The sequence below is a fragment of the Micromonospora sp. CA-269861 genome, from assembly GCF_050948505.1.
GTDB lineage: Bacteria > Actinomycetota > Actinomycetes > Mycobacteriales > Micromonosporaceae > Micromonospora.
In genome coordinates, this window is the sequence record NZ_CP192014.1 from 3,010,848 (window position 1) to 3,026,381 (window position 15,534).

The following is a 15,534-nucleotide window of genomic DNA, read 5'->3' on the forward strand; positions in this document are numbered from 1 at the left end:
AGATCTGGATCTTCATTAGCATCAATCGACCTGGGATTTAACTGTGTAGACGTCAAAGACACCGTCAATTCCTCGCACCATTCCCATAACATGAGAGAGGTGCTTTTCGTTCCCCCCAAGTTCGACGCGGAAGCGACTTATAGAAACGCGATCGCGGCTAGTATTTGCCGTTACAGAGACAATCTTCACTCTTTCTTGTGACAATACCCGCGTTATCTCAGACAGGAGATTTTGATGGTCGAGTGCCTCGACCTGAACGTCTACCTGAACCGAGCGCCTTTCTTGCTCCTCCCAGTCAACTCCGAACACAATATCACCGCTCTGCGGCCTTGTGGCTACCTTCGAACAGTCACTCCGGTGCACCACCAATCCATCAGCAGATTCGACGACCCCATATATCTGCTCCCCCTCGCTAGGGCTACAACAATCCGCAATATTTGCTTCCCGAATAGTCCCGTCAGGGAACGCGAACCCCGAAGGATCTTTTGTATCGGAGACCTCAACCGGAGGGTCAGATACGATAAAGCTTTCGGCTATCTCGTCTACCACACCCTCCTCGCCGCCGTACGCCGCCATCAGCTTCTGCACCACCGACTGCGCGGAGACCTGACTGTCGCCGACCGCCGCGTAGACCGAGCCAATGTCGGCCAGGTGCAGGTCGCGGACAATCGACATGAGCGCGTCGGAGGTGAGCATCCGCTGCAGCGGCATGCCCTGCTCTCGCATCGCCTTGACGATCGCGTCCTTGCCGGCCTCGATCGCCTCCTCGCGCCGCTCCTTGTTGAAGTACTGGCGGATCTTCGTGCGGGCGCGCGGGCTCCTGACGAAGCCCAGCCAGTCCTGAGTTGGGCCGGCGGTCTCGGACTTCGAGGTGAAGATCTCGATCACGTCGCCGTTGGACAGAACTCGCTCAAGCGGTGCCAACTTGCCGTTGACCCGCGCTCCGATGCACTTGTGCCCCACCTCGGTGTGCACCGCGTACGCGAAGTCCACCGGCGTCGACCCGGTCGGCAGCGGGATGACGTCACCCTTCGGGGTGAAGACGTACACCTCCTGGCTGGACAGGTCGAAGCGCAGCGCGTCCAGGAACTCGCTCGGGTCGGCCGCCTCGCGCTGCCAGTCGAGCAGTTGCCGCAGCCAGGTCATCTCGTCGATGTGCGCCGGCGGGCCGACGATCTGGGTGCCCCTGTGCTCCATGTACCTCCAATAGGCGGCGATGCCGAACTCCGCGGTGCGGTGCATCGCGTACGTGCGGATCTGCACTTCCACCGGCTTGGCGGTCGGCCCGATGACAGTTGTATGCAACGACTGGTAAATGTTGAACTTCGGCATCGCGATGTAGTCCTTGAAGCGGCCCGGCACCAGCTGCCAGTTGGCGTGGATGACCCCCAGCGCCGCGTAGCAGTCCTTAACCGTGTCGACCAGGATGCGAACCCCGACCAGGTCGTAGATGTCGTTGAAGTCACGACCCCGCACGATCATCTTCTGGTAGATCGAGTAGAGGTGCTTCGGCCGCCCGGTGGTCTCCGCCTTGATCTTGGCGGCCTTCAGGTCGGTCTGCACCTTCTGCGTCACCTGCCGCAGCAGCGCCTCACGCTGCGGCTGGTGCTCCCCGATCAGCCGGTTGATCTCCTCGTAGCGCTTCGGGAACAAGGTGCCGAAGGAGAGGTCCTCCAGCTCCCACTTGATCGTGTTCATACCGAGCCGGTGCGCCAACGGCGCCAGGATCTCCAGGGTCTCCTTCGCCTTCTCCAGTTGCTCAGACCGAGGCAAGAACGTCAGGGTGCGCATGTCATGAAGCCGGCAAGCCAGGCTGGCCACCAGCACCCGCGGATCCTTGGCCATCGCCACGACCATCTTGCGGATCGTCTCGGCCTTGGCCGCGTCGCCCAGCTTGACCTTGTCGAGTCTCGTGACACCGTCGACCAGCAGGGCGACCTCGCCACCGAAGTCAACCCGCACCTGGTCGAGCGTGTATTCGGTGGCCTCGACGGTGTCGTGCAGCAGCGCGGCGACCAACGTGGTGGTGTCCATCCCCAGGTTGCCCAGGATCGTCGCCACCGCGAGCGGGTGCGTGATGTACAGGTCACCGGACTTGCGGTACTGACCGGAATGCCACCGCGCGGCCGTGTCGAATGCACGCTGGAGTATCCAGGCGTCGGCCTTGGGGTGGTTATCCCGATGGCTCGCGATCAACGGCTCTAGGACCTCGCTAAGTCGAGCCGACTGCCAGGGGGAAACTAGACGACTCAATTGGGCACGCAAGCGGCGACCAGTAGGCGTCCGAGTAAGCCAGAGACTCTGAACAGCCTCGAACCAACCGAGCCGACTCCTGGTCGGCTTGACCTCGTAAACGGTCCCGTCCGCTGCCCGCAATCGAACAGCGGCTCCGCCCACTGCAACTGAGACCTCACCCTGCGGCTCAAGGAAGACTGTTTCGGTAGGCCGACCTGTCTCACTGATCCGGACCAATTCGAAGATTCGAGGGACTGTCGCGGGCACCTGGACTACGGAACGCGCCTGGCCGATCTCACTGAGAATAATGTTATTTCCTTGGCTCACGACGTTGATATTGACTCGGCCGACGGCGCCTGCGATGACCGCAACGTCCTGCGCGACCAGTCCAGATGGCATATCGCTCCAACCTGAAGGCATCGCATCAGGAAAACGATCACCCACGACCTGCGAGATCTGCCAGGCTGTAATTGTCGAACGGACTTCGGCCGGGAGCCGTTGCAGCGCGCCTGCAAACCAGTCTGCAACTCCATCTCGGCCCTCGTCCACCAACGCATGTAGGACAGGGCGGAAAGCACTGTCTATCTTGTCGCGGGTGGCATCCGGAATTGAGCCATCACCCGCGGCCCCTTCTAGCGCGAGCCAGGTAACATATTCTTCGACCCTAAGGGCCGGGGACGTACTTGCGTGCACTCTACTAATTACTTCCCAAGTGCGGTGGACTGGGTGTTCAGCAGGACTTTCCTTGAGCAGGTCACCCAAGGCCCGCCTGAGTGTTGGCAGCAGTTCTGGCATGAGCATCATGGATTCTGTTGATCGCGTGCCAACCCAATCGCTGAACCAAAGGTCTACCTCTGCCCCAACGTCAATTGTAGGGAGAATTTCCAGGCGAGCCGCCCTGATCAGTTCCGGCTCGATTCGAATCGCGGGGCTAAGGACGACGGCCAGTCTGATCGCACCAAAGGACGGTTTCTCTAAGCCCGCAAATGCGGCTGGTATCTCAATCATCGAAGCTTCGCTCCGATCATTCCGACGGTGGTGTTTCGATCCCATGGAACCAGTCGAAGGCTAGTGTTGAGCCAATCTGGCCAACGGGCTGGTGGATATGGAACTAGGCCTAAGGTGTCGCCGCCCGCTTGAAGCAGGAGGCGCAGGAAGAATGTCCACTCGGACCGCGAAGCACCCGGCAGGCAATTTAGATGGAATGCCATCCCGAAGTCGGAGATGAGGATGACTCGAGTGCCAGGAGCAGGTGGTCGGTACCGCTCGATCCGAGCCGCCGGACGACGCATAACTCCTCGAACTGGGCTCCCAGTGAAGTAAAGAACCTCAATACGTCCCGCAGGAACTATCTTGCGAGCCCTTAGGGCAAGGTCGGACTGGTCCCTTCTAAACAATTTCATGCTCTCGCTACGATCAATCAAAATTTGCACGCCATATCGGATCGTGAGCCTTGGCTGCCGCTCAATATTCCGCACTGGGCGCTGTGCAACGATTTGGGCTATTGCCGAGTTGACGTCTATTTCTCCAACGGCTTTCCTGCGGCCGAGTAGTAGTTGAAGAATGGAGGACGTTGATCGTGGTGCGAATAGAGGAGTATGCGGCAAGGGCCACCTGGCAACCTTAGGATCGACCGTTCCCAAGACGGGTGCACCCGGCCGCGCGTTGATCATGGGTTCAAAGCCCACTCGCTTGATAAGCACGCTTCCGGAGCCGGGAGGATCCTCCTCACGGGGCCTGCCTCCCTTACCGAAGCTCAACAGACGACTCAGGCCGCGAGGCTGGGCGGAGGCTGGGGATAAGTAATCCCCCGCTCCGGGAAGCCGAACTTTAGAGCGGTCCTCCAGCGGGCGTCCCGTGGGACGAGGGTGTACCTCTTTCCGCTCGGTCGAGGACGCAGATCTCCCCAGAAGGTGAGCAGACCGAGAGTCTGCCGCCTCAAGGAAGTGGCCGTACCCTCCATGATCTCGGTCAATGCCCAACTGCTGCCCAAGACCTAGCATCTGAGCTATTAGGTATAGTTGGGGTTCGTCCGGCTTGAGGGCGCGAGCGGCCCGGGTGAGGTCACTAAGCCAGATTCCGTGCGCCATTACCGTATCCTGGCTGCTGTGGCTTAAAAAGAACGAACTGACTGATCAATTTCCACTCGTCGCTATCAGAACTGATGCCCAACTGCTTGCATGCCCTCAGCGCATCCAAGAATTCAGCTGTGCTAGCAGGTCGAATTCCGAGCTGGCGAGCCCTCTCCCGAGCTGCCACTACGGCATGGGCTACCTCTGCAGCAAGAGCTTGGTCGATATCCGACCATCCCTCGTCGTACGCAGTCATGTGTTCTCTAGCAATGGCCACCAACTCCTGCTCGCCCGGCGATTCGAGCCAAACAACAACGCAACGACGTAGGAATGCCTCCGGCAGTTCCCGTTCCTCGTTAGTAGTGAGAACAATGAGATGCCGTGCCGTCGAACCAGGATTAATTCCTACTGGCAAAGCCTTGCGAATTTCGGAGTTGATTTCGGTAACAGTAAAAGTTCCGGACGATAGTGGCACCAGTAAGCCGTTTGGAAGGTCAGGGTCTGCTTTATCGATTTCATCAATTAGCACAACGGCGTAATCTGGTGAGCGTTCCGCGTTCATCTCGCTGAACGGTTCGATCGCTGTGGGTAGACAGTCTGTTGTTTCGCCACGTCGCCGCGCCGACTCTCGGGCGTACGCCCACCACAAGGGCCCAGGCTCGACATATTGGGAATTCGCGAGGTTTCGTACGCCAGCTTGAGCATCGGCCAACCTGCGAACCCCATCAAATGTCCAGAGGAGATCGCGGGCTTGAGTCTGTGAGGTCACCACGTGCTCGTAATATCGCCAGCCCTTGCCGCGCGCTACGAATGGTGCGAGGGAGGACTTGCCCGAGCCAGGTTCGCCTCGGAGGAGCAGCGGGCGTCCGGTGGCGAGTGAGACGCGTATGGCGAGATCGAGCTCCGGCGGCATCACATAGACTCGCCCGTCCCTCCCATCAGGCACATCTAAAGGTATTGATGGATTGGGTTTCATTACTGCTTCCTATCTTTGAAGTAAGCTTCTGAGATCACGCACGCTTCGCCGAGCGCTTTGTTCTTCACCAGGCTGGAGTTGAGGGGTCAGAAACTTTATGTGCTCAGATCCCCACTCACTTAGCAAGTCCTCATGGGGGGTTATTGTTCCGACCAAGAGGATTACAACAACCCAGGGGTATCGATCTCGGATAATTCGTAGGGCTGAAAGCACTGAATCCAATCGGACTCCAGCGGGATCGACGACAAGGAAGGATGGCTCGTCCCGCGGCTGAATATCGTCAAGAGTCCACGGCTCTTCAATGCCGTGCAGTGATGCCACTGCGTTCTCGTAATGATTGACGAGTTCGGTCACCGCGTCCTCTCCAATAGCAATGCCGGCCACCTCCCTCCAGTATCCGCCCCGACAGGTTGCGCGATCCAGATACTCGTCAGCAGTGAACGGGCTGCGCGCATTAAGAACGACCAGCAACCCTTCGCCGACGTCACCAAATTCTAAAAGTCCAATTGCAGCCTCGCTGCTCACCCAAGTGAAAGAAACATCGCGGACGAGCTTATCTAACCATTCTCGTTCCATGAAGTCGCTGACGGCACGAATAGCTCGGTAGGTCCGCCTGTTAAGGCCCTCGTCGAGTAATTGGTGGGCGAGGAAACGCTTACCCTCGGGAAGCCGCACGAGGTGAAGGTCGGGCTGCTGTACGCCTAACTCAACTGCGCAGTCGTCGAGCCTTTTCTCGTCACCAACCTGTCCAAGGAAGTGGGTGATTCTATCAATCCAGCGCCGCATTTTGTCAGGACTCGACTTTGACTCCGTTGCAGGTGGGAACTCACTTACAATTTCGGAGGCAAGACGCTCAGCATCTAGGTTGCCGACTTCAGGGGCAAGGACCCCTGCGAATTGAAGTGGACGCAACTCGCTAAATCCGGCATCTGCCACGTGCCTGGGTGTTACGTCGCCTAGAAGCGCGGGGATGATGTTAACAGAAGATCCGACGAGGCGTCGCCAGCATAGTATTGTCACTTCTCGTCTAACCCAGTCAGACTTGAGAGCTTCATGACTGAGTAGCAGGATGGCTGCGTTGCATTCAGCTAGCCAATGTGTCAGTACCGCACGCCACTCTTGGCCCGGCCGCAGCGTGTCAGCGTCAACTAGGACCTCATAATTCATTTCGCGAAGCTTCCGGCAGACCAATTTGCGGACTTCGTCCGAGAATGGATCACGGCTGGAATGACTAATGAAAACGCGAGGCATGTCAGGCTTCATGGACTACCGGGGAAGGGGCCGTGAAGGACGGGGTGCGTCTCATTAATCGCGTCCTGCTCGATGAAAGTTCATTTCTCTGGGGAAGTCTGGGCCAGACCCTGTTCAGACCGCAACCGGTCGAAAAGAAGGTCAAAGGTGAAACCCGTACTAAATCCGAGGGGTACGACAAAGAACAGCAGCCTTCGGGCATCCAGCTGGTCCAGTTGCCCTGGCAGGGCGAGAAGTTGCGCGGCGACATAAAGTAGAACAGTAACGGTTCCCGCGCTTAGCCCATGCACGGCTGCCTTGAGCCATCCGTGGTCAGACTGAAGCGACTCGCGGACGATTGCCCCTGCGACCGCCGCAAGCATCGGACCCGTAAGCAGTAGGGCCATCATTCTCGTATTGGGCTTGCCGGCGTCACCAACTAGGACGATACACACTAAGGCGGCTACGATTGCAATCGTTGCGACAGCTAATCCTGCCCCAGTGTTTCGAGCGAACGCGCTATCTCGCACGAATGCTGACCTATTCCGCTCTTCGCGGCGCAACTTCTGCCCCGCGAGCGACGCGGCAACATTTTGCGCGGAGTTGCTTCTCCAGGGTCCACCCAACTTGGCTAGTTCGTCTTGGTGCACATCATTCCGGCTTTTATCTAGTTCGCCCCAGACGTCTGCTGCGCCACCACCAAAAGCCGCCACCGGCGCTATTGGGATGCCTGAGGCGACGCCAATTATTCCAGCAATCCTGGTGGTCCGGCCCCCACCGATAAGCACGATGCCGTCCGCATTCAGAATCGATCGGTAGAAAGATATTTCCCACATATCGCTTGAATCCGGTTCAACATCCAAGATTACGGCGCCGTTGTCTGGAACCATGAATTCGGACGCCCGATGACGAAGTGATCTGAGAACAATGCGCCCCGGCGAATTTGGCCGGCAGGCTTGCGCGTATCCTTCTGCGATAGCAGGCTCCGCGTATCCGTGGCGAGCGGAGAACATGATCAAATCACATTCCGCTTCGGCCAGCGCTCGGCCTATCTCACGGCAAGCGCTCTCGGCAGCCTCAGGATCAATCAGAGACAACTCGCTAGCACGAGCAGGGTTTACGTTACCTACTAGAGCAATAGCGGGCCGCGACATCCCCGGATCGTAGGTCTACCGAGTGGCATCCGCCAGCCTCACAGTTGGTTAGTCATCTACTTGACTAAGAGGTTGCGTCAGTCTGGTCGCCGCGCTTCGCCCTCTCAGCTCATCCAAGACAACCCGATCTGCCCCGATTTGAACCTCCTGCGCGATCGCCCACCCGGGAAAACGCGGACCCGCCGGGCTAGTCGAACTAGATGAGGAAATCGAAAGATCTCCATCTGACCCGTATGCGACTTAGGCGCCCAGATCGTCTGATCGGCCTGATCAGGAGTTGGTTGATGTTGAGCCGAATCAAGATCATCGATGTTAATCTGTCGCGTTCAATGTTCTGGAGGTGGCTCAGAGTTGGAGTTGAAGCGCTCGCCATGGGTGGCGTTGACGGAATACTAGGCCGAGTCCGAGCGCGATCGGAGCGTCCGAGGCGAAAAGCAAGGACCTTGATCCGATCCTCCATGTCGAATAGCCTGAGGCGCGGCAGTGGGGTGCTCGCATCCAGAACGGTCCGTTGCGAATTGGTGACGGAAGGCTCTGCCGGTGTGGCGGCGGGTCTTGAGGTGGAGGAGGCTGCCGCTCTCCCGGGCCTCTAGTCGAAGTGGGCGCAAAGTGGTGAAACCAGACACCGTCGGTGCCAGGATTCGATACTGGCGGATACGCCGTGGCGGGATGACACAAGTTGTCCTCGCCGGACTTGCTGGTGTCACCCAGTCGTACGTTTCTCAGGTCGAGTCGGGTCGGAAAACTATCGACCGTCGCTCTACTATGGTCGCACTCGCTGCCGCGCTCCAGGTCACCGTGGCTGACCTCCTCGGGCAGGGCACCGAGTCCGGAGATCCGGCCCGTGAGAGCGCCGCCGAGTGTGTGCCAGCCATCTGGTCCGTCCTGATCGAGATCGAGGACGGCGAGCGCCGCCCGTCGACCTACACAGCAGAACGTCTGACCGCCGAGATCGCTCGCGCCGAACAACTCCGCACGTCCTGCAACTACCCAGCTATGGCTCGTTTGCTCCCCGGCCTGCTGCTCGAAGCCGCCGCTGTGGGCGGCGCCGCGCTCGTCCAGGTGGCCTACCAAGCCGCTACCTGTCTGCGGAACCTCGGATACCGCCACCTGGCTCTCAACGCCGCCCGGCTCTCCGGGACGGTCGCCGAGCACGCTGAGGATCCTGCATGGATCGCAGCATCCCGTTTCGCCTACGCGCAGAGCTTGCCGATCGAGTCCGCGCCCGTCGCGGCCCGCGCTGCGGACCGGTCCCTGACCGAGCTTCAGGCCGACGCCGCCGACGAACGAGTCCGACAAATGCTCGGCCAACTCCACCTCTCTGCCGCCCTGACTTCGGCGGTGAGCGGTCGCCTGGATGTCACGCGCGACCACCTCGCAGAGGCGGCTCGCGAGGCGGCAACCCTCGGGGATCCGGTCGACGGTGCGGGCTTCAACGGATGTGGGTTCGGACCCACCAACGTCGGGCTGTGGGAGATGTCCATCGCCGCCGAGCAGGGCGAGTCCGGCCGGGTCATCGAGCTGTCCAGGACGGTCCGACCGCAGGTACTCGCAGCGTCGATCCGCCAGCAGTCCTATTGGCTCGACCTCGGTCGCGCCTTGGCCGACGGCGGTCGCCGAGACGTCGAGGCCCTCGCCGCATTTGTGCAGGCCGAGCGAGCAGCGCCGATTCCGTTCGCGATCAACCCCCTTGCCCGCGACGCCGTGGTGACCCTGGCGCAGCGAGCCCAGCGCCGAGCCATCCCCGACGAACTGCGGCTACTCGCCGGCCGTATCGGCATCAACCTGGCCGCATAACTGCTAGTAATCAAGCCATCACCAGTACGCCCTACTGTCCGGTTTGGGACGTAAGCGCGTCCTGATGGCCCGGCGCGGCAACGGTCGACCCTGAGCTGCTGGGCCTCCACCGGAGGAGGCGGGGATGAGCGGGCAGGACGACAACGCTCCGGAGAACAACAGTGAGGCGGCCGAGCGGGAGGCTGCCAAACAGCGCCTCCTCGCCCAAGCTGAGGCGGAGCGCGTACCGGTGGAGGACACGACCCGTGCGGTCCCGGACCGGCGGTGGCGGCGTGACCAACGATGACGTCCCGATCGGCCGCCGCGTGGCCCGCTGGCGGGTGCGGCGGTCGATGACGCAGCAGATGCTCGCCGACCGGCTGCGCAGGTCGAAGAGCTGGGTGGACAAGGTGGAGCGCGGAGTGCGCGCCCTGGACCGGTACTCGGTGATCCAGGAGCTGGCCCACGTCCTGCGGGTCGACCCAGAGGTGCTGCTCGGCCAGCCGCGCAACGCCCCGGTGGGCACGCCGGACGGGGTGGACGACATCCGGGCCGCGCTCGCCCGCTACGACACCCTGCGGGCCCCACAGCAGACGACGGAAGAGCTGAGAAGGCAGGTCGGGTACGCCTGGTTGAGCTACCAGCATTCGCACTACGGGCAGTTGGTGCGGGTGTTGCCGGGTCTGCTCGACGCCGTCCAGGGTGCGCGGTCAGCGGAGCTGCTGGTGGAGGCGTACCGGATCACTTCGTCGATGCTGGTCAAGCTCGGCGAGGCCGACCTTGCCTGGCTGGCCGCCGACCGCGCGATGTCCGCCGCCGGCGACGACCCGATCCTGGCGGCAACGGCGGCCATCTCGGTAGCCCAGGCGCTGCGCGCGTCGGCCCGCGACCGCCTAGCCCTAACAGCGGCCCTAACCGCAGCGAACCGCATCACCCCCACCCCAGCGCACCCCCGTGATCATGAGGTTTACGGGCCGTCCGAAGATCAGAGCGCCCGCCAACCTCATGATCACCGGGGCGGGGGCAGGGGCGAGCCGCAGCGGTCGGCGGGGGAGTGGGCAGTGGGTGGGACGCTGCTGCTCCAGGCCGCCCTGGCCGCCGTCGGCTGCGGCGACACCCGCCGCGCCGACGAGCTGATCGACCGAGCCGCGGGGATCGCCGCCGGATTCAGGGGGTACGACGATGTGCACCGGACCAGCTTCGGGTCGGTCACCGTCGAGCTGGTCCGGGTGCTGGTGGCGGCACAACGGGGTGATGCCGTTGAAGCGCTCCAAAGGCACGCGACAGTGATTCGGCGGGAGGCATGGCGGCGGCTGCCGGCCGAGCATCGGGGGGCGTACCTGGTGGACGTCGCGCGGGCGTGCCTGCAGATCGGTGACCTGCGTGGGGCCGCACGCGCGCTGGTTGACGCGGACAGTGTCGCGCCGGCTGAGGTTCGGTGCCGGCCGTTGGCGCGTACCGTGATCGCCGATGTTGCCCGCGCGCAGCCAGCGCCGGCCGGCGTGGCGCGACTCGCCACCCTGGTCGGGCTGACGAGATGAACGCTCGCCGTCCTGCTACGCGCGGCCTTCCCAGGTGGCGACGCACGCCTCGTTGCCCTCGGCGTCGGCCAGGACCCACCACATGGGTGCATGCGCGTCGGAGACCAGGTTGCCGCCGGCGGCCAGGGCGGCGGCGATGCGAGCCTCTGCCTGATCGTGCGGGACAGCTATGTCGAGGTGCATGCGGTTGCGCTGTAGGCGCGCCTCGTCCATCGATTGCAAACCGAAGCCCGGACCGCGGCGCGCCGGGTCGAACAGGTAGTCGTCGCCAAACTGCCGATAGCCGAGCAGCGCGCGCCAGAACGGCAGCACGTCCGCGCCGACGAGTGCGTCAAGGGTGACGTTGATGAGTTGTACGGCGGTCGGGTCGGCGGGCAGGCCCAGCTCCTTGGCGGCGGCTGAGATGCGCCGGGCCAACGAGATGTCGCGCCGATTCAGGCTCACCGTGACGCCGGTGCCGCGCAGGTCGACGATGAGGTATTGCTGCTGCGCCTCGTCGGTGAGCCGGCCAATCTCATCGACGAGCGCGATGCCCTCGGACAGCGAGCCGGTCGGGAAGTAGGCCGAGACCAGATGGTAGAGGCAGCGCCAGTCCTCGACACCGTCGGCCGCGTGGAACTGCGCGGCCGTGATCTGCCCAGTCATGTCAGCGAACCTAACATCGGCAGCGCGACGGCCTCCTACGCGGCGTTGCCAGCTGGGTATCGGGGCGCTTACCTGGTGGACGTCGCTCGGGCGTACCTGCAGTTGGGTGACCTGCGCGGGGCGGCACGGGCCCTGGTGGACGCGGACAGTGTCGCGCCGGCTGAGGTTCGGTGTCGGCCGCTGGCGCGTACCGTGATCGCCGATGTTGCCCGCGCGCAGCCGGCGCCGGCCGGCGTGGCGCGACTGGCGACGCTCGTCGGCCTCACCCGATGAAGCGCTGAACGACACAACCCTCCACACTGCCCGCGACCGGCCGACGGCCTGGGTTGGGTTTCCGGGAACGTGAGATTCGGGCATGTATCTCGGCACTGCTGGAGGGGAGAGACGGCAATGCTGGTAACTGGTTATCTCGGCGCGGTGCTCATCGGTGCCCTCGTCGGCCTGCTCGGCCGGCTCATCCTGCCGGGGAGGCAGCGGATCGGCTTCTTCGCCACGTTCGTCATCGGCGTCGGCTCGGCGGTGCTGGGCACCGTGGTCGCCAGGGCGCTCGACATCGACGACGGGGCCGGCGTGGAGGTGTGGGTGCTGCGGTGGGACTGGGTCGTGCTCGCGATCCAGGTCGGTGTCGCGATCATCGCCGTGGCGCTGGCGAACATGCTCACCTTCACCCGGCTTGCCGGCGGTGACGACGATGCCCCCCGTCGGCGGACCCGTCGCAGTAAGGCCAAGAGCTGACGGGTCGGCCGGCGGGCGAGCTGTCCCCGCCGACCCGACCCGCGCAGCGGAGGGAGCACCCGTCCGAGTGGTCCCTCCGCTGGTTGCTGGTGAGTGGCTAGACTTCAGGTTGGCAGTTCACCTGTGCTCTGCTGCGGCGGGCGCAGCCTCGGGAGGGTGTTCCAGCACCCTCTCGAGGGGCCGTCCCATCGGACGGCGCCTACTCGCAGAAGACCCGCACTGTGGCATCGGGGGAGTCCACCTCCACGGTGACCTCGTCGAGGTGCTCCACGAGCGCCTCCAACTGCTCGGGCTTGAGCTGCGTCAGGTCGATCGGCACACCCGAGTCGCTGAGTGAGGCGTTGGCCTTGACCAGGGCCTGCGGCGGGATCAGCGCCGCCAGCCGTACCCCAGCCCGCAGCAGTTGCAGTGGCACCCGCACGTTGACCCGCGACGGCTCGCCGTTGTCATTGGAGTCCACCACCACCCGCAGGTACTTCACCTTGCCCTTCGGCCGGACGTCGTGACTCACCGTCGCCGGTGCCTGGTCCCGTTCGAGCGCGGCGATGAGCTGCTCCGCCTCCTCGGTGGTGATCTTGCCGGCAACCAGCATGTCGAGGATGTCCTTGCGTTGTTCGGTCATTCGAACCTCTCCTATCGGATAGCCACGAGCACGGCCGAGCGGCCCTGCTCGATGTCGAAGCGGGCGCCGGGCAGCGCCGAGATGACACGCCACGCGGCGCCGAGTGCCCGCACCACACCGATGCGGAACACGACGCAGGCCACGATCGCCGCCAGCACGACCAGGACCACGACCGGGAAGAGCACGAGCGCCACGGGGAGCACCGGAACCCAGAGGCGGATGGGCCGGCGGTCCGGGCGGTTGACAGTGACGGTCACCAACTGCGGCATCACGACCGGCCGCCCAGCTCGGCCAGCGCCTCCTGTGCGGTGATCTCACCGCGGCGCAACCGGTCGATGATGTCGGCTCGCGAGGGTGCCGGGTCGGTCTCGACGAAGTCGAGCATCTGCGTGATCCGGTTGAGTCGCGACTTGATCGTCGGGTAGCTCACCCCGAAGATGCGTTCCATCTCCTTGATCGAACCGTGGCAGCGCACGAACGCCGTGACGAAGACCTGGTCATCGACGTTGAGCTGAGCCAGTTGCGGTGGCTCGAACTCGCCCTCGATCGCGACGCCGTTGCTCGCCAGGCGCACCCGCTCGACGACGAACGGCTGGCCTCGCGTCAGGCTGGTGAGTTCCTGCCAGTCCATCGCCTGCTCTGTCATACCTGAATTTGTATCTCAGAAATCTTCAACTTCCAAGAGGTTGATCTTAATTTTCTTAAGATCACACCTGTGGCCGGTGGGCGTGACCCTGCTGCGCCCCTGAGGGCTGCCACTAAGATGCCGGGATGGGCAGGTCCTCGCGCTCTTCAACGGCGCCGACAAGGTCCTGGAGTGTCCGCCACAGCCCAGCTGACCCGCGTCGACGGTCGATCATGGGTGCCGGTCGAGGAGGAACCGCGCCGTCGCGTCGATGACGTCGTCGAAGTGCCTGCTGGCGCCGGGGTAGTGGAATCCGTGTTCGGCGTGTTCGTACTCAACGAGCGTGCACTGGTTGCCGGCGCGGACCATCGCGTCCCGGAACTGCCGCACCGAGCCGATCGGCTCGACCTCGTCGTGGATGCCGTGGTGGATCTGCACTGGTGGCGACCCCGGCCGCACGAACTCGATCAGCGAGTACTCGACCAGTCTGCTCACGGCGATACCGACCTGCTGTGCGAGGCGGCGCTGCGCGTCCGGCGCGAAGGACCCCAGGTTCAGTCCCGCTGGGTTGAGGGCCACCGTGGCGGCGATGCTCAACTCCGCTGCCGTGGTGGACGGGGTCATCGCGGCGAGCATCGCGAGATGAGCGCCGGCTGAGCTGCCACCCGAGGCCAGCCGCGGCGGGTCGAGCCCGCGTGACGCCGCCAGCCGGCCGAACTGCTCGACCGCGCGCCGCACGTCAGCGAGGCAGTCGTCGATGCTGACCGCGCCACGACCGAGCAGCCGGTACCCGGCCGACGCCGCGAGGATTCCCCGCGACGCCAACGCCCGGCAGTGCGGGGCGAGCCCGTCGGCCGATCCCTCGCGGAGCGCGCCGCCGTGGAACAGGACGATGCCAGCGCGAGGCGGTGTGGCGTCACCCGGCTCGACGACCAGCAACGGCAGCGCGCTGCCGTCGGCGACCTGATAGGACATCGAGGACTCGCGGTAGGCCCTCATCATCACGGCATCCGACCGTCGACCGGAACGTTCACCGGCGGGTCGAAACCGAGTCCCAATGACGCGCGCGGAACCGACAGACGCGTCACAGGTGCGCGTCTACGCGTTCGGATCCCAGTCTGCGAGCTGCTCCATCGGCTCGGTGTCGCCGGTGGTCTCCAGACCGTCGAGCGGGACGCGGTCGTAGAAGTAGAGGACCAGTTCGCTCGCCGCGCCGCGCATCGCCATGTCGCCCGGCTCCGTGTCGGCGGCGAGGTCGTCGCAGCGGACGCCGTCGGCGTTGAGGGTCAGGCGCCAGGAGCGGCCCTCGGTCGTGTGCAGGTCGATGGTCGCCGGCTTGAACGGCCAGGGAACGGTAGTCGCCGCGACGGTCGTCAGGAACTCGTCGACGCCCTCGACCGCGACGTCCGTCGGCAGCGGCTGTGCGGCCCCCTGGGTGAGCTGGACGTCGTAGGTGTGGACTGCCAGCTCCTGGATCTGGTGCCGGGCGATGGCTCCGCTGGTCTGCGGGGCCTGCGAGCTGCCCCACCAGGTCCAGCAGCCGCGGTCCGGGCCGGCCTCGCGCATCGTGCGGAGCATGAGCTCGGTCGACTCGGCGAGCCAGGCGTCCAGGGCTTCGCGGTCGCGGGGGGCGGTCGGGGCACCCTTCGGGTCCGTCCGCGCCGGGGGCTCAGCGCCCGGGCCCGCCGCGATGATGGCGGCCTGGCGGCGGCGGCCGTCGCCGAGGTGCTGCGCCAGCTCGCGCAGCGTCCAGTCCGGACAGGTCGGGACCTGGACGTCAAGGTCGGGGGCGGATGCGATCGCTGCGCGGAACGCGGCCGAGCGGTCTTCGATCAGCCGCAGGACCTCGGGAAACTTCACAGTGTTCTGCACCTCGGTTGTGTACCACTGCTCTCCGGCTGCCCGGTAGCGAATTTGTCGGAC

Annotated in this window: 15 protein-coding genes and 1 pseudogene; 6 read left to right on the forward strand and 10 right to left on the reverse strand. The window is 63.7% G+C overall.

Going from position 1 to position 15,534, the window contains the following annotated elements:
• Positions 1-21: 21 nt before the first annotated feature.
• The 4 genes and pseudogenes from ACQP0U_RS13885 to ACQP0U_RS13900 all read right to left on the reverse strand — a co-directional run.
• Positions 22-2,196, reverse strand: coding sequence for a RelA/SpoT family protein (locus ACQP0U_RS13885; protein ID WP_433319268.1), 2,175 nt, complete (start codon positions 2,194-2,196; stop codon positions 22-24).
• A 2,106-nt stretch (positions 2,197-4,302) separates the two neighbouring features.
• Positions 4,303-5,283 (reverse strand): AAA family ATPase, encoded by a 981-nt coding sequence (locus ACQP0U_RS13890; RefSeq protein ID WP_433319271.1) that lies wholly within the window; start codon positions 5,281-5,283, stop codon positions 4,303-4,305.
• Positions 5,284-5,292: 9 nt separating this feature from the next.
• Positions 5,293-6,219, reverse strand: coding sequence for a hypothetical protein (locus tag ACQP0U_RS13895; RefSeq protein ID WP_433321389.1), 927 nt, complete (start codon positions 6,217-6,219; stop codon positions 5,293-5,295).
• A 66-nt stretch (positions 6,220-6,285) separates the two neighbouring features.
• Positions 6,286-6,546: pseudogene (locus tag ACQP0U_RS13900) on the reverse strand (toll/interleukin-1 receptor domain-containing protein); the annotation flags it as partial.
• Between the two features lie 20 nt (positions 6,547-6,566).
• Between ACQP0U_RS13900 and ACQP0U_RS13905 the strand changes: the two are divergent.
• The 4 genes from ACQP0U_RS13905 (at position 6,567) to ACQP0U_RS13920 (ending at position 10,984) form a co-directional block, all read left to right on the forward strand.
• On the forward strand, positions 6,567-6,791 hold the full coding sequence (locus tag ACQP0U_RS13905; protein WP_433319273.1) for a hypothetical protein: 225 nt from the start codon (positions 6,567-6,569) through the stop codon (positions 6,789-6,791).
• Positions 6,792-8,336: 1,545 nt separating this feature from the next.
• Positions 8,337-9,464 (forward strand): helix-turn-helix domain-containing protein, encoded by a 1,128-nt coding sequence (locus tag ACQP0U_RS13910; RefSeq protein WP_433319275.1) that lies wholly within the window; start codon positions 8,337-8,339, stop codon positions 9,462-9,464.
• 124 nt (positions 9,465-9,588) lie between these two features.
• Positions 9,589-9,750 carry a hypothetical protein gene (locus ACQP0U_RS13915; protein WP_354970844.1) on the forward strand — a complete coding sequence of 54 codons (162 nt, stop codon included), beginning with the start codon at positions 9,589-9,591 and terminating at the stop codon, positions 9,748-9,750.
• Positions 9,737-10,984: a helix-turn-helix domain-containing protein gene (locus ACQP0U_RS13920; protein WP_433319278.1), complete on the forward strand. Its 1,248-nt coding sequence runs from the start codon at positions 9,737-9,739 to the stop codon at positions 10,982-10,984. Before ACQP0U_RS13915 ends, ACQP0U_RS13920 begins: the two co-directional genes overlap by 14 nt.
• A 15-nt stretch (positions 10,985-10,999) precedes the next feature.
• Here the strand turns inward: ACQP0U_RS13920 and ACQP0U_RS13925 are convergent, their stop codons facing one another.
• Positions 11,000-11,629 carry a VOC family protein gene (locus tag ACQP0U_RS13925; protein ID WP_433319281.1) on the reverse strand — a complete coding sequence of 210 codons (630 nt, stop codon included), beginning with the start codon at positions 11,627-11,629 and terminating at the stop codon, positions 11,000-11,002.
• 75 nt (positions 11,630-11,704) lie between these two features.
• On the opposite strand from ACQP0U_RS13925, the gene ACQP0U_RS13930 reads away from it, so the two are divergent.
• Positions 11,705-11,902 (forward strand): hypothetical protein, encoded by a 198-nt coding sequence (locus ACQP0U_RS13930; protein ID WP_433319284.1) that lies wholly within the window; start codon positions 11,705-11,707, stop codon positions 11,900-11,902.
• 117 nt (positions 11,903-12,019) lie between these two features.
• A complete protein-coding gene (locus ACQP0U_RS13935; protein ID WP_433319287.1) occupies positions 12,020-12,364 on the forward strand; it encodes a GlsB/YeaQ/YmgE family stress response membrane protein in 345 nt (114 codons plus the stop codon).
• A 199-nt stretch (positions 12,365-12,563) separates the two neighbouring features.
• On the opposite strand, the gene ACQP0U_RS13940 is transcribed toward ACQP0U_RS13935, so the two are convergent.
• The 5 genes from ACQP0U_RS13940 to ACQP0U_RS13960 all read right to left on the reverse strand — a co-directional run bounded on the left by ACQP0U_RS13940 (position 12,564) and on the right by ACQP0U_RS13960 (position 15,483).
• Entirely contained in the window at positions 12,564-12,986 is a 423-nt protein-coding gene (locus tag ACQP0U_RS13940; RefSeq protein WP_433319289.1) for an SHOCT-like domain-containing protein, read from the reverse strand.
• An 11-nt stretch (positions 12,987-12,997) separates the two neighbouring features.
• Entirely contained in the window at positions 12,998-13,255 is a 258-nt protein-coding gene (locus ACQP0U_RS13945; RefSeq protein ID WP_433320816.1) for a hypothetical protein, read from the reverse strand.
• Positions 13,255-13,632: a DUF2089 domain-containing protein gene (locus ACQP0U_RS13950; RefSeq protein ID WP_433319292.1), complete on the reverse strand. Its 378-nt coding sequence runs from the start codon at positions 13,630-13,632 to the stop codon at positions 13,255-13,257. Before ACQP0U_RS13950 ends, ACQP0U_RS13945 begins: the two co-directional genes overlap by 1 nt.
• Positions 13,633-13,842: 210 nt before the next feature.
• Positions 13,843-14,613 carry an alpha/beta hydrolase gene (locus ACQP0U_RS13955; protein ID WP_433319295.1) on the reverse strand — a complete coding sequence of 257 codons (771 nt, stop codon included), beginning with the start codon at positions 14,611-14,613 and terminating at the stop codon, positions 13,843-13,845.
• Positions 14,614-14,709: 96 nt separating this feature from the next.
• Positions 14,710-15,483, reverse strand: coding sequence for a maleylpyruvate isomerase N-terminal domain-containing protein (locus tag ACQP0U_RS13960; RefSeq protein ID WP_433319297.1), 774 nt, complete (start codon positions 15,481-15,483; stop codon positions 14,710-14,712).
• Positions 15,484-15,534 lie beyond the last annotated feature (51 nt).

Coding starts and splice junctions, on each gene's coding strand:
- ACQP0U_RS13890 (WP_433319271.1), bottom strand. CDS start 5,283: ATGAAACCCAATCCATCAATACCTTTAGATGTGCCTGATGGGAGGGAC.
- ACQP0U_RS13910 (WP_433319275.1), top strand. CDS start 8,337: ATGACACAAGTTGTCCTCGCCGGACTTGCTGGTGTCACCCAGTCGTAC.
- ACQP0U_RS13915 (WP_354970844.1), top strand. CDS start 9,589: ATGAGCGGGCAGGACGACAACGCTCCGGAGAACAACAGTGAGGCGGCC.
- ACQP0U_RS13925 (WP_433319281.1), bottom strand. CDS start 11,629: ATGACTGGGCAGATCACGGCCGCGCAGTTCCACGCGGCCGACGGTGTC.
- ACQP0U_RS13935 (WP_433319287.1), top strand. CDS start 12,020: ATGCTGGTAACTGGTTATCTCGGCGCGGTGCTCATCGGTGCCCTCGTC.
- ACQP0U_RS13940 (WP_433319289.1), bottom strand. CDS start 12,986: ATGACCGAACAACGCAAGGACATCCTCGACATGCTGGTTGCCGGCAAG.
- ACQP0U_RS13945 (WP_433320816.1), bottom strand. CDS start 13,255: ATGCCGCAGTTGGTGACCGTCACTGTCAACCGCCCGGACCGCCGGCCC.
- ACQP0U_RS13950 (WP_433319292.1), bottom strand. CDS start 13,632: ATGACAGAGCAGGCGATGGACTGGCAGGAACTCACCAGCCTGACGCGA.
- ACQP0U_RS13955 (WP_433319295.1), bottom strand. CDS start 14,613: ATGATGAGGGCCTACCGCGAGTCCTCGATGTCCTATCAGGTCGCCGAC.